The sequence below is a fragment of the Providencia stuartii genome (assembly GCF_029277985.1).
Taxonomy (GTDB): Bacteria; Pseudomonadota; Gammaproteobacteria; order Enterobacterales; family Enterobacteriaceae; genus Providencia; species Providencia zhejiangensis.
In genome coordinates this window covers 3,122,597-3,136,761 of the sequence record NZ_CP119546.1, presented here as the reverse complement: position 1 = coordinate 3,136,761, position 14,165 = coordinate 3,122,597, and the positions used below count along the sequence as shown (strand labels likewise).

The 14,165-nt window shown below is 40.5% G+C and carries 10 protein-coding genes; 8 read left to right on the top strand and 2 right to left on the bottom strand.

The genetic code is table 11. The features are described from left to right. Positions 1-17 precede the first annotated feature (17 nt). Together P2E05_RS13955 and P2E05_RS13950 are read right to left on the bottom strand one after the other, a co-directional pair. Positions 18-2,105 carry a peptidase domain-containing ABC transporter gene (locus P2E05_RS13955; RefSeq protein WP_163862635.1) on the bottom strand — a complete coding sequence of 696 codons (2,088 nt, stop codon included), beginning with the start codon at positions 2,103-2,105 and terminating at the stop codon, positions 18-20. 243 nt (positions 2,106-2,348) lie between these two features. Then, positions 2,349-3,131, bottom strand: a complete 783-nt coding sequence (locus P2E05_RS13950) for an alpha/beta fold hydrolase (RefSeq protein ID WP_272657909.1) — start codon at positions 3,129-3,131, stop codon at positions 2,349-2,351. A gap of 312 nt (positions 3,132-3,443) precedes the next feature. Between P2E05_RS13950 and seqA the strand changes: the two genes are divergently transcribed. From seqA to P2E05_RS13910, 8 genes are all read left to right on the top strand, one after another. Next, positions 3,444-3,995 (top strand): replication initiation negative regulator SeqA, encoded by a 552-nt coding sequence (gene seqA, locus P2E05_RS13945; protein ID WP_154624622.1) that lies wholly within the window; start codon positions 3,444-3,446, stop codon positions 3,993-3,995. A 60-nt stretch (positions 3,996-4,055) separates the two neighbouring features. Then, positions 4,056-5,690, top strand: coding sequence for a phosphoglucomutase (alpha-D-glucose-1,6-bisphosphate-dependent) (gene pgm / locus P2E05_RS13940; protein WP_163862632.1), 1,635 nt, complete (start codon positions 4,056-4,058; stop codon positions 5,688-5,690). Positions 5,691-5,972: 282 nt separating this feature from the next. Further along, the gene (gene serC / locus P2E05_RS13935) at positions 5,973-7,061 is read left to right on the top strand and encodes a 3-phosphoserine/phosphohydroxythreonine transaminase (RefSeq protein WP_154624623.1); all 1,089 of its coding nucleotides are present in this window, start codon (positions 5,973-5,975) and stop codon (positions 7,059-7,061) included. Positions 7,062-7,167: 106 nt separating this feature from the next. Beyond that, on the top strand, positions 7,168-8,442 hold the full coding sequence (aroA, locus tag P2E05_RS13930; RefSeq protein WP_154624627.1) for a 3-phosphoshikimate 1-carboxyvinyltransferase: 1,275 nt from the start codon (positions 7,168-7,170) through the stop codon (positions 8,440-8,442). 203 nt (positions 8,443-8,645) lie between these two features. Beyond that, positions 8,646-9,329, top strand: coding sequence for a (d)CMP kinase (gene cmk / locus P2E05_RS13925; RefSeq protein WP_154624624.1), 684 nt, complete (start codon positions 8,646-8,648; stop codon positions 9,327-9,329). Positions 9,330-9,504: 175 nt separating this feature from the next. Continuing rightward, positions 9,505-11,178 carry a 30S ribosomal protein S1 gene (gene rpsA / locus P2E05_RS13920; protein WP_276122840.1) on the top strand — a complete coding sequence of 558 codons (1,674 nt, stop codon included), beginning with the start codon at positions 9,505-9,507 and terminating at the stop codon, positions 11,176-11,178. Between the two features lie 54 nt (positions 11,179-11,232). Beyond that, positions 11,233-11,520 (top strand): integration host factor subunit beta, encoded by a 288-nt coding sequence (ihfB, locus tag P2E05_RS13915; protein ID WP_042846474.1) that lies wholly within the window; start codon positions 11,233-11,235, stop codon positions 11,518-11,520. A gap of 305 nt (positions 11,521-11,825) precedes the next feature. After that, positions 11,826-14,147 (top strand): DNA internalization-related competence protein ComEC/Rec2, encoded by a 2,322-nt coding sequence (locus P2E05_RS13910; protein WP_272657907.1) that lies wholly within the window; start codon positions 11,826-11,828, stop codon positions 14,145-14,147. Positions 14,148-14,165 lie beyond the last annotated feature (18 nt).

Below are 14,165 nucleotides of genomic sequence, written 5' to 3'. Positions count from 1 at the left end.
GGTTAACATCCATGTAATTATTTAAAAGATTGTTGTAGTGTCCACAAATGCTTATAAAATTGGCCTTGCTCAATGAGCTGTTGATGACTACCTTGCTCGACAATTTTACCTTTTTGCATAACGATAATGCGTTGGTGATGACGAATGGTAGAGAGACGATGAGCAATCGTAATAAGGGTTCTACCTTGAGCAATAAGCTGCATATTTTCCTGTATAACGGCTTGAGACTCATCATCTAATGCGCTTGTTGCTTCATCAAAAATAATAATTTTAGGATTCGCTAGCAGTGTTCGCGCAATCGCTATTCGCTGCCTTTGCCCGCCCGATAATGAGGCGCCACCTTCAGCTAATAAAGTGTCATACCCCATGGGCAGTTTTAAAATAAATTCATGGGCGCCGGCCATTTTAGCTGCATGGATCACTTCATCCATGGATGCGTTGGGATAAGTCTGGGCGATATTATCGAAAACAGTCTGGTTAAAAAGAAAGTTTTCTTGTAAAACGATACCAATTTGTTTTCTTAAAGAGTGTATGTTCAGCGATGATATTGGCGTATCATCTAAAAAGATCTCGCCTTTTTCTGGGGTATATAGCCGCAGTAATAAGCGTGCTAAGGTGCTTTTTCCCGAACCTGATGTGCCGACGATACCTAATGTTTCACCTGAACGAATGGCTAAATTAAAATTATCAAGAATATAAGCTTGATCAGGTTGATAACGGAAAGAAATATTACGTAAATAAATATTGCCGTTTAATTGATTATTATCGCGACCTTGTATTTGCTCGATCGGTAAATTAATCATTTGTGCGAGTTTTTCAATAGCCACTTTGGTTCTAATATAATCTCCCCAAAGCTTAACTAATTTCAGTAATGGTTGGCTTGCGTGATTAACCATTAGATGAAAAGCAATAAACTGTCCGATAGTCAGCTGTAATGCCAGCACTTCTGTCGCTCCAAGCCATAAAATAATGGCGCTGGTTAATTTTTCAATGACCATCACAATATATTCGGAACGAGAAGCGATTTGGCCAGCAGTGAAAGAAGTCTGGCTCATATCAGAAGTTTGTTGATCCCAACGGCGCGTAAAATGAGGTTCAATAGACAGGCTTTTAGCGGTCTCAATACCATTAATACTTTCTGTTAAAAACGAAGTGTTTATCGCTATGTTGGTAAATTGTTCATGTGCCGCAGCTTCAATTTTAGGCGTTAGCCACCAAGCAATTAATAGATAAAAAGGAATAGAACAGAGAAAAACCAGCGTGAGCGTCAGAGACAATACACTCATGACATATATAAAGACAAATAAGAAGAGAATATCGACACAAAGTGTAAAAAAGCTCCCTGTTAAAAACTCACGTATAGTTTCTAGTTCTTTAACTCTTGTGACAATAGCGCCGATTTGACGATTTTTGAAAAAAGAAAGGGGGAGGTGTAGCAAATGATTAACTAGCTTTAATCCTAAAGTGATATCGATTCGATTGACAGTATGGTTATAGATATATTCTCTCAACCCTTTGAGAGTCACCTCCATCATGGCGGCGACAATCAGACCAAAGATAAGAACATCTAGGGTCATCATACTATTATGAACTAAAACTTTATCCATAATGACTTGGATCATAAGAGGGCTGATCAAAGCAAGTATTTGCAACATAAATGAAAATAATAAAATACATGCAATAATTTTTTTATGTTTTAAAAACTCAGTTCGAAACCATGTAATATCAAATTGACTTTGCTTGGATTTAACGTGTAGCCATTTCCCACTCCATTTTTGCTTAAATTCCGCTAAGCTCCAAAGTTCCGGTGGATAATGACCAAATCGTTGAATAAGAACTTTTTCATGATTGAAATTAGCTAATAAATAAGCGGTGTCATCATGGTCGTAAATAATAGAGGGCGTATCTATTTTTTCAATGTTTTTGTTTTTTTGATTTTTATATTGAACGGTGACATGAACCTTTTTTTTAATGACGTGTAATGCCTCATTGAGATCTTTGGTATTATCAATGAGTTGATTAAACGCTTCCTGATTCATCCCATGAGTTAATCTTATTATCACACCAATAAAATGTAGTATTGATTGAGTATTATTATTGTCCATTATATCTGTGAACATTCCTTTGTTTTATTGCTGGTTGTAAAAATACATAACATCTATTTATCATCAAAATTGATGGTAAAATAATTATTAATAGCAATAGATTGAGTTGAATAAATAGCTTGTCCAAAGATAATACAGAAATAATAATTATCAGTGTATTAAAGTTTGTCTTATATATTTTTATTTCGGGGATATTGATAATGAAGGGTTATTTATTCCCTTCATTATCAATGAAGCCTGAATTTATTCGTATTCAGGCAATGAGAGAAAACGATGAATGGCTCTTAGCACATGATCGGGTTTTTCAGCGTGAACCCAATGTCCAGCATCCGCAACCACCCAAGCTTTCGCATTAGGAAATTGTGCTGCAATTTGCTCGCGGTATTCCGCCTGAACATAAGGAGAGTTGCCACCGGGAATTAACAACACTGGTTTATCCCAGGTTGGTACAGTTTTCCAACCTATGATGGATTCATAATCATCTTTGATGGCAGGAAGGTTAAATTTCCATTCACCCTGACGGAATGATTTGAGTAAAAACTGAATCACACTGTTTTCATCAAGATATTCACGCATAATGGCTGTGGCTTCTTGGCGGTTTTTAGCTCCGTTTCGGAGAACGGCTTCAAGGGCGGCGATAATTGTATCATGGCGACGAACCTGATAAGCAACAGGAGCCATGTCAATGGCGATAACTTTCTCAACAAAATCAGGCGCGATTTCTGTTGCGGCCATGGAAATTTTCCCTCCCATTGAATGACCTATCAGTATGGCGCTGTTATAGCCGAGGGATTGTAATAATGTAATGACATCTTGGGCCATTTGACGATATTCCATGGTATCTGCACGAAATGAATCGCCATGGTTTCTGACATCAACTTGGATAGTCTCAAAATATTTTTGTAAATCGCGACCTAACACGCCGAGATTATGCAAATCACCAAATAGGCCGTGAATAAGAACAACGGGGGTCGATGAGATTGGAGCTTCAGGTTTATGAATGGTATGGTTTAGCAGGGTAGTCATAATTTATTAATCAGCCTTTTAATCCTATATAAAGATATGATGACATGTACGCTATCAAAAACCAAATTGGCTGATTAATTCATCTATGCTATCAATAAAAGAATAAACATAACATAACGGAATTGATTTAGTTATCTATGTATTTTTTTCTTAATTAAACACAAAATAATCAATCAGGTGATAACTTACTGAAATATCGCTGAAGTTAGCGAGCTGTTTACTTTAAGTTATTGAAATTTTAATTGTTTTGTTTTTTTGAAATCTATCTTATAATCGCAAAGCAAATTTTAGTTAAAAAAGTACTGGGAAAAAATGAAAACGATAGAAGTTGATGAAGAGCTTTACCGCTATATAGCCAGCCATACACTGCATATCGGTGAAAGTGCATCGGATATTTTGCGCCGTATGTTAAATTTAAAGTCCGGTCAGCCAGTACAAGCCACCAAAGAACTCGGCAATGAACAACTGCCACAAACGGTTGTTGAAGAGACAAAGAAAACAACGATTACGCCGCAAAATCCAGTTAGGGTCATGAGAGAACTTCTGCTTTCTGATGCGTATGCAGAAAAAGGCAAAGCCATAGACCGTTTTATGCTAATTTTATCGACACTCTATAGCTTAGATGCGACTATCTTTGCTAATGCCACAGAGTCAATGCATGGTCGTACCCGCGTGTATTTTGCTGGCGATGAGCAAACACTGCTAGCCGCAGGCAAGCAGTCAAAACCTCGCCATATCCCAGGAACGCCATTCTGGGTAATCACCAATACAAATACCAATCGCAAACGTAGCATGGTTGAAGCCATCATGCAGGAGATGCAGTTCCCTGCCAATGTGATTGAGAAAGTTTGTAATACTATCTAATCTAAAAATTGAGGCATCGCTGGTGCTATGACCAAGGACCAGCGCATTGGGAGATAACAAGTGACAATTCATGAACGTGCAGGGCAGCTTCCATTTCAAACAGATTTGATTAATGTTGCACAACTAACCGCTCAATATTATCAATTGCAACCACAAGTCGGTAATCCTGAGCACGCTGTCAAGTTTGGCACGTCAGGGCATCGAGGTAGTGCCAGTAGAAAGAATTTTAATGAAAATCATATTCTTGCTATTGCTCAAGCGATTGCAGAGTTACGCCAACAGCAAGGTCTAACTGGCCCATGTTTTGTTGGTAAAGATACTCACGCGTTGTCTGAAGCTGCATTTATTTCTGTTATTGAAGTGTTAACTGCAAATCAGGTTAACGTTGTTATCCAAGCAGATAATGGTTTTACCCCAACGCCTGCCATATCCCATGCCATCCTTAGTTATAACCAGTCCCATCAAGATGTCGCCGATGGCATTGTGATTACCCCTTCACATAATCCCCCTGAAGATGGCGGTATTAAATATAACCCATCAAATGGGGGACCCGCGGATACCGATTTAACGTCAGTTATTGAAAAGAGAGCGAATCAATTATTGGCAGAAAAATTGGCTGGTGTGAAACGTATTTCTTTCGAAGAGGCTCTCGCCAGCGATTATGTGACAGAAAAAGATTTAGTGATGCCGTATGTCGCAGCACTCGGTGACGTCATTGATATGCAAGCGATTCAAAAAGCGGGCTTGAAATTAGGCGTGGATCCGCTTGGTGGCTCAGGTATCGAATATTGGCGAAAAATTGCGGAATATTATCAATTAGACCTAGAACTGGTTAACGATCAGTTAGATCAAACCTTCCGCTTTATGCCTCTCGATCATGATGGCGTGATCCGTATGGACTGTTCGTCACGTTGGGCGATGGCGGGGTTGCTAGGGATGAAAGAGAAGTTTGATTTAGCCTTTGCTAATGATCCTGATTATGACCGCCATGGTATTGTGACCCCAGCAGGCTTAATGAATCCAAACCACTACCTTGCTGTCGCGATCGATTATCTATTCCAGCATCGTCCTCAATGGCGAAAAGAGGTTGCTGTCGGTAAAACGCTGGTATCCAGTGCCATGATTGACCGTGTTGTTGCTGATAACGGTCGTGAGCTCGTGGAAGTTCCGGTTGGTTTTAAATGGTTTGTTGATGGACTCTTTAGCGGGTCATTAGGATTTGGGGGTGAAGAGAGCGCGGGTGCCTCTTTCCTAAAATTTGATGGTACGCCATGGTCCACAGATAAAGACGGCATTATTTTGTGTTTGTTAGCGGCTGAAATCACGGCAGTAACGGGGGAAAATCCTCAGCAGCGCTATAATAAATTAGCTGAAAAATTTGGCGCGCCAATCTATAGCCGTATCCAAGCTAAAGCCACTCATGCGCAAAAAGCGAAGTTAAGCAAATTATCACCTGAAATGGTCACCGCAGATTCTTTAGCGGGTGATAAAATTATTCAACGATTAACAACGGCTCCTGGTAATGGCGCTTCTATTGGCGGATTAAAAGTCATTACAGAGCATGGTTGGTTTGCTGCACGTCCATCAGGAACGGAAGAGGCTTATAAAATCTATTGTGAAAGCTTCCGTGGTGAAGAACATTTGCGTCAAATAGAGCAAGAAGCAATAGAAATTGTCAATAAAGTGATTGCTTAGTCACTCAGTTATTCACTGAAAAATATTTAAATCCCGATTATGGCCAACGAGCGATAATCGGGATTTTATTTTTTTTTAGCCTGCGATTGCTTGATAATATTGTGACGGTATTTGTTGTGACGCGATTAACAAAATTCCGCTCTTTTTTTACCTTTCATTCGCCTCATTCTATTTCTGCCTAACCCGACAATAACCGTTGCAGCCAGCGACGGGGGATGATACAACCATAGTCACTGAATTAATTTAACAAACATTGTTGAAATTGAAGATAGGGTGAAATCAATGAGTCAGGTTTATAATTTCAGTGCGGGTCCTGCAATGCTACCCGTCGAGGTCATGCGTCGTGCTGAACAGGAGTTTTGTAACTGGAAAGGTTTGGGCGTTTCTGTCATGGAAGTTAGCCACCGCGGTAAAGATTTTATTGCTGTGGCAGAAGAAGCAGAGCAAAATCTACGTGATCTGTTAAATATCCCACAAAATTATAAAGTGTTATTTTGCCATGGGGGTGCCCGCGGTCATTTTGCGGCATTGCCGATGAATCTATTAGGCGATAAATCCACCGCTGACTATATTGTTGGTGGATATTGGGCCGAATCAGCAGCAGAAGAAGCACAAAAATACTGCTCACCTAATATTATTCAAGTAAAACAAGAAAAAGACGGTGTTTTAGGTATTAAACCGATGAGTGAATGGCAATTAAGCCAAGAGGCAGCTTATGTTCACTACTGCCCTAATGAAACCATTGATGGTCTCGCTATTCATGAAGAACCTGATTTCCCTAAAGATAAAGTCATTATTGCAGATTATTCATCATCCATTCTTTCTAAACCTATCGATATTAGCCGTTACGGGGTTGTTTACGCTGGTGCACAGAAAAATATTGGTCCTGCCGGCCTAACAATTGTGATTATTCGTGAAGATTTACTCGGTAAAGCAGCAAAACAAACACCTTCCGTGCTGGATTATACGGTGCTGGCTAAATATGACTCTATGTTTAATACACCGCCTACCTTTGCTTGGTACTTATCAGGCATGGTTTTCAAATGGTTAAAAGAACAGGGCGGCCTGCAAGAGATGGCAAAACGTAACTATGAAAAATCCCAATTACTGTATAACGCAATCGATGACAGTGAGTTTTATATCAACCGAGTCGCGGTGGAAAATCGTTCGTGGATGAACGTGCCTTTCCAAATGCAAAACCCTGCACTGGATGAAAAATTCCTTGAAGAAGCAAAAGCACAAGGCCTATTGTCACTCAAAGGGCACCGTGTTTCTGGTGGTATGCGTGCATCAATCTATAATGCAATGCCATTAGCTGGGGTCCAAGCTCTTGTTGACTTTATGGCTGACTTTGAACGTCGCCACGCGTAATCGATTTCCCGACCTAAGCATTGAATGTTAGGTCGGGTTTTACTCTCTTCTATTTTGAAAACGATAATAAATTATTAGGAAAACAGTATTGGAGAACCCGCGCTTTATGCAATCCCTGACATTACAACCTATCTCTTCAATCAACGGAACGATCAACCTGCCAGGGTCTAAAAGTGTATCGAACCGAGCGCTTTTATTAGCGGCAATGGCTAACGGCACAACGGTGCTGACAAACTTATTAGACAGTGATGATATTCGCCATATGCTGAATGCATTAAGCCAATTAGGTATTGATTATCAATTGTCTGAAGATAAAACCCGTTGCAGTGTTAAAGGTCTTGGCGGCATTCTGTGTCACCCAGAACAATTAGATATTTTTCTAGGCAATGCGGGTACGGCAATGCGTCCTTTAACGGCAGCACTCTCGTTAGCCGCGAATAACATTATTCTAACCGGCGAGCCTCGCATGAAAGAGCGCCCAATTGGGCATCTAGTTGATGCTTTACGTGAAGGCGGGGCCGTTATTGAATATTTAGAACAAGAGAATTATCCCCCCATTCGTTTACGAGGTGGTTTTTCTGGTGGCGCAATATCGGTGGATGGTTCGGTTTCCAGCCAATTTTTAACCGCGCTTCTCATGGCAGCGCCCTTGGCGGAAAAAGATACCGTCATTACGATTTCAGGTGATTTGGTTTCAAAACCTTATATTGATATTACGCTTGCATTGATGGATACATTCGGTGTCAAAGTAGAAAATCATCAATATCAGCAATTTATTATTCAGGGACAACAGCAGTATCAATCACCGGGTGAATATTTGGTTGAAGGTGATGCTTCGTCCGCTTCTTATTTCCTCGCCGCAGCGGCAATTAAAGGGGGAACAGTAAGGGTGACAGGTATTGGCCGTAATAGCCTACAGGGTGATACTAAATTTGCCAATGTACTGGAAAAAATGGGAGCGACAATCCGTTGGGGGGATGACTTTGTTGAGTGTGAACGAGGGACTCTTAGTGGCATTGATATGGATATGAATGCTATCCCCGATGCGGCAATGACAATTGGTACCGTCGCCTTATTTGCGAAAGGGGAAACCGTGATCCGCAATATTTACAACTGGCGTGTAAAAGAAACTGACAGGTTGTATGCAATGGCGACAGAATTACGAAAAGTCGGTGCTGAAGTTGAAGAAGGATATGATTTTATTCGTATTGTTCCTCCAGCACAATTGCAGCATGCGGAAATTGAAACGTACAACGATCATCGAATTGCAATGTGTTTTTCACTGGTGGCTCTATCCGATACACCAGTGACAATTCTTGATCCTGGCTGTACAGCAAAAACATTCCCTGATTATTTCCAACAGCTGGCACGTTTGAGTTAAATTTTAATCAATCGACTGACTGACATAAATAGCCGTAATGTCAGTCAGTGCCTTCATTTCATCGTTGCTAACGTTATTTGGTCTAGGTTTTTTCTTTAACTCATTGGCAAGCACTTATTTCACAAAATCGTCGAGTAGGTATAATACAGCCACAGATTTTAATTGCAGGTGCTTAAATCACTTGCAGATGAAGGAGACCTTTTATGGTGGCTGTAGCCCCTGTAATCACCGTTGATGGACCAAGCGGAGCTGGTAAAGGTACATTATGCCAAGCGCTGGCAAATCAGTTTGGATGGCAACTCTTAGATTCTGGCGCTATTTATCGCGTTCTCGCATTAGCAGCACTGCATCATCATGTTGATATTCAGTCAGAAGATGCGTTAGTGCCTTTAGCGGCAAATCTCGATGTACGCTTTGTACCTGAAGAAGACCAGTTAAAAGTGATTTTAGAAGGCGAAGATGTTTCAAATCAAATTCGTACTGAAGATGTCGGTAAGACAGCATCACAAATAGCGGCTTTCCCCCGCGTAAGGGAAGCTTTGCTGCGCCGTCAGCGCGCTTTTAGGGCTATGCCTGGGCTGATTGCGGATGGCCGTGATATGGGAACCGTTGTTTTTCCTGATGCGCCAGTCAAAATTTTCCTGGATGCCTCTGCCGAAGAGCGAGCTCATCGACGTATGAAGCAGTTGCAGGAAAAAGGGTTTGATGTTAACTTTGAACGACTTTTGACCGAAATACAAGAACGTGATTATCGGGATCGTAACCGTAAAGTTGCGCCTTTAGTCGCCGCGAAGGATGCTTTAATACTGGATTCCACAAGTATGTCTATTGGGGAAGTCATTGAAAAAGCACAGGCCTATGCGAAAAAAATTCTACAATTATCTTAATAATTGGCTGTATTTTAGCTTATAATGTAGATAGTATACGCACTTAATACTATGTTGATTTTTAGTTCAACATGGTAGCAACCTTATGACATGGAAAGTTGTGGGGTATGTGAAACAACCCCATTTGGCCGGAAGCTGAATGGACGTTAATTAAAAACCCTTGAAGATCATTAATATGACAGAATCTTTTGCTCAACTCTTTGAAGAATCCCTGCAGAATATTGAAACCCGTCCTGGTTCTATCGTCCGTGGTACAGTTGTTGCCATCGATAAAGACGTTGTTCTAGTTGACGCAGGTCTGAAATCTGAATCTGCTATCCCAGTAGAACAATTCAAAAATGCTCAGGGTGAGCTAGAAATCCAAGTTGGCGACGAAATCGACGTAGCTCTGGATGCAGTTGAAGATGGTTTCGGTGAAACTATCCTTTCTCGTGAGAAAGCTAAACGTCATGAAGCATGGCTGATGCTGGAAAAAGCTTACGAAGAAGCTGAAACTGTAACTGGTGTTATCAACGGTAAAGTTAAAGGTGGTTTCACTGTTGAACTGAACGGCATCCGTGCGTTCTTACCTGGTTCACTGGTAGACGTTCGCCCAGTTCGTGACACTACGCACTTGGAAGGCAAAGAGCTAGAGTTCAAAGTTATTAAGCTGGATCAGAAACGCAACAACGTTGTTGTTTCTCGCCGTGCTGTAATTGAATTTGAAAGCAGCGCAGAACGTGATCAACTGCTCGAAAATCTGCAAGAAGGCATGGAAGTTAAAGGTATCGTTAAGAACCTTACTGACTACGGTGCATTCGTTGACCTCGGCGGTGTTGATGGCCTGCTGCACATCACTGATATGGCTTGGAAACGTGTTAAACACCCAAGCGAAATCGTCAATGTTGGTGATGAAATCACAGTTAAAGTTCTGAAATTCGACCGTGAGCGCACTCGTGTTTCTCTGGGTCTGAAACAACTGGGCGAAGATCCTTGGGTCGCAATCGCTAAACGTTACCCAGAAGGTACTAAACTGACTGGTCGCGTTACTAACCTGACTGACTATGGTTGCTTCGTAGAAATCGAAGAAGGCGTTGAAGGTCTGGTTCACGTTTCAGAAATGGATTGGACTAACAAAAACATCCACCCATCTAAAGTTGTGAATGTTGGTGATGTTGTTGAAGTTATGGTTCTGGATATCGATGAAGAACGTCGTCGTATCTCCCTGGGCCTGAAACAATGCAAATCTAACCCATGGCAGCAATTTGCAGAAACTCACAACAAAGGCGACCGCGTTGAAGGTAAAATCAAGTCAATCACTGACTTTGGTATCTTCATCGGACTGGAAGGCGGTATCGATGGCCTGGTTCACCTGTCTGACATCTCCTGGAACGTTGCAGGCGAAGAAGCAGTTCGTGAATACAAAAAAGGTGACGAAATCGCAGCTGTTGTTCTGCAAGTCGATGCAGAGCGTGAGCGTATTTCTCTAGGTGTTAAGCAGTTAGCTGAAGATCCATTCAACAACTACTTAGCAGCAACTAAGAAAGGCGCAATCGTAACTGGTAAAGTTATCGCAGTTGACGCTAAAGGTGCAACTGTTGAGCTGACTCTGGGCGTTGAAGGTTACCTACGTGCTTCTGAAGCTTCACGTGACCGTGTTGAAGATGCAACACAGGTTCTGAAAGTAGGTGATGATGTTGAAGCTAAATACACGGGTGTTGACCGTAAAAACCGTGTAATCAATCTGTCTGTTCGTGCAAAAGACGAAGCTGATGAAAAAGACGCTATCGCTACTGTGAACAAGCAAGAAGATACTAGCTTTGGTAACAACGCAATGGCTGAAGCTTTCAAAGCAGCTAAAGGCGAATAATTAAGGTGGGGGCACGAAAGTTGCCCCTTCGTAACGGTAGTTTAGGGAGGTACTATGACCAAGTCTGAGTTAATCGAAAGACTGGCTAGCCAGCAATCTCATTTGTCAGCAAAAACGGTCGAGGAAGCTGTTAAAGAAATTCTCGAGCATATGGCAGATACCCTGGCTGGTGGTGAACGTATAGAAGTCCGCGGATTCGGCAGTTTTTCTCTTCACTACCGTGCTCCGCGTGTTGGGCGTAACCCAAAAACTGGAGACAAAGTGGAGTTGGAAGGTAAATACGTTCCTCACTTTAAACCCGGTAAGGAATTACGTGACCGTGTAAATATTTATGGTCAGTAATTGACTATAAATCTTAATTATTAGTTCAAAACGGCGTTTACATTATGTAGCGCCGTTTTTTATTATTTAACTAACTAACTAACTAACTAACTAACTAAACAAATAAATAAATGGTAAGTAGAGAGGTTTGCTTCTTAAATAAGAAAATTATTCGCAATTTGCGAAGGCGCACTTAAAAAAGAACACATTTTTCTGATTTGCATTCATAACTGGGAAGCTGCTCGTATCATTGATTATGATACGTTTATTAATATTATTGGCCTAAGTATGCTAATTATTCACGTGGCGTACTGAGAGGCGATACTATGCTTGAAAGTTGGTTGGCGCTTTTTCGAGGGGGAAAACTTTCCTATACTTTAGCAGCAATAGCCATTTTCATAGGCGCACTACCTATTTTATTTATTCATGATATTCCCCAAATAAATTATTTATTAATAATTTTATTGCTTTTCTTCGCTTTTATTAAAGCCCAACGCAATTTAAAGTTTTTTATTTTAATCATCATCTCTTTTATATGGGCATGTTGGCATGCAAATGAGGTTATCGAAAAAATAAATCTCTTATCTCAACGGTATCAACCTTTAGATATTACGATTATCAGTTCTCCTTTATTCAATCAAGAGAAAGGGAAAATCAAGGTCAGAATAGATAAAATAGAGGGAAAATTTGTTTTTCCTCCACTTTATGCGGTATGGCAAGCGAAAGGTAAAACGAATAATAAACTTTGTGAAGGGCAGTCTTGGCGGATTAATGCGCGTTTAAACCCATTACATGCCTCTTTGAATGAAGGAGGATTCGACCAACAACGTTATCGCTTATCTCAACGTATTATAGGGAAATTAAAAAGCTCACAATCTACAGTGATTAATTCCCAGTGCTCACCTAGACATAACATCATCGAGTCGTACAAGAAGAATATATCCATATTAGAAAATGCAGGTATCACTTATGCATTAATGTTTGGAGAACGCGGGTTATTAACAACAGAGTTATCCACGCTGTTGCAAAATACGGGTGTGAGTCATCTGATTGCGATATCTGGTTTACATATTGGTTTATCTTATCTTTTAGGCTATTGGATTGCGCGGCTTTTACTTTACCGACTTCCCCGTTACTTCATTAATCCTAACATACCGATTGTCATCGGTTTTATTTTTGCTGGGCTTTATGGATGGATTTCAGGCTTCGCGATTCCTGCGGTAAGAGCCCTAATTGCATTAGGGTTATGGATATATATTACACAGCAAAATAGCCGTTATTTCTCATGGCAATGGGCAATCTGGAGTATCGGGCTAATTATTGCGGCGGACCCTTTAGCAATATTGTCTGATAGTTTTTGGCTGTCCAGTTTTGCGGTGTTAGCCATTTTATATTGGTTCCAATTATTCCCTTTGGCGTCATATTCTCATTACCCTAAAATGATGCGATGGATTATTCCCTTTATTCATCTACAAGTCGGGTTATTAATCTTATTAGCGCCAATACAAATCATGCTATTTCAAGGTTTTAACTTAATGAATTTTTGGGCTAATTTATGGTTAGTGCCAATTGTGTCATGGTTAGTTGTTCCTTTCATTTTGTTATCATTTCTATTGTTGCCGTTTCCAGTACCTGATATCCATCAGTTTATTTTACAGCTTATCGATAGGATCATATCGCTAGGCATAAAGCCATTAAAGGGGTTAAGTCATTTTTGGTTTGAGCTACCATCAATATCAGTATGGCTCTTTTTATTTTGTTGGCTAATCGGCGGATTTATCACATTTGGTTGGTATAAATCTTATATTGGATTATTAGGTTGTATTATTGCGATATGTATAGGGACAGAGAACAACGCTGATAAAGAGGAGCCACAATGGAGCTTAACTACCCTTGATATAGGCCATGGGCTTGCCGTCATTATACAACAAAATGGGGTGGCGTATCTCTATGATACAGGAAACCGTTGGGCTGATGGAAATAATGCACAACGGCAGATAATCCCTTACCTCAAACGCAAAAAAATTATTCCTATGGGGATTATTTTGAGTCATAACCATCTCGATCATACTGGTGGTGTTAATTTCCTAACTAGGCAATACCCTTGGTTAAATATACGCAGCAGTTTTGGCGGTAAAAAGCACCTTCCTTGTTATAAAGGGCAGCGCTGGCAATGGGGCAAGCTGAATTTTGAAGTACTGTGGCCGGAACAGTTATCTAAAAAGTCACACAATAATGATTCTTGTGTCATTATGTTGAGTGATGGAAAGCATAAAGTTTTACTGACAGGTGATATAGAAAATCAGGGAGAAAAAGCGATCACCGCACTTTATAAGCATCAATTAGATTCAGATATTCTGTTTGCACCACACCATGGTAGCAATACTTCATCAACCTCATTATTCATTAGAACCGTTTCACCAAAGGTGGTATTAGTCTCTTCTGCAAGATACAGCCCTTGGAAAATACCATCGCATAAAGTGTATTTACGGTACAAACACAGTAATATTAAATGGATTAACACGGCGGAATCTGGACAGATAACCGCTTGGTTTAAAAAAGAAAAATTACAAATAGCTCGGTATAGACAGGAAATACATCCGCGCTGGTATCATCTCTGGTTTGGTGATCTGACATTTCCCGAGTAGAATAGTGCGCTTACATTA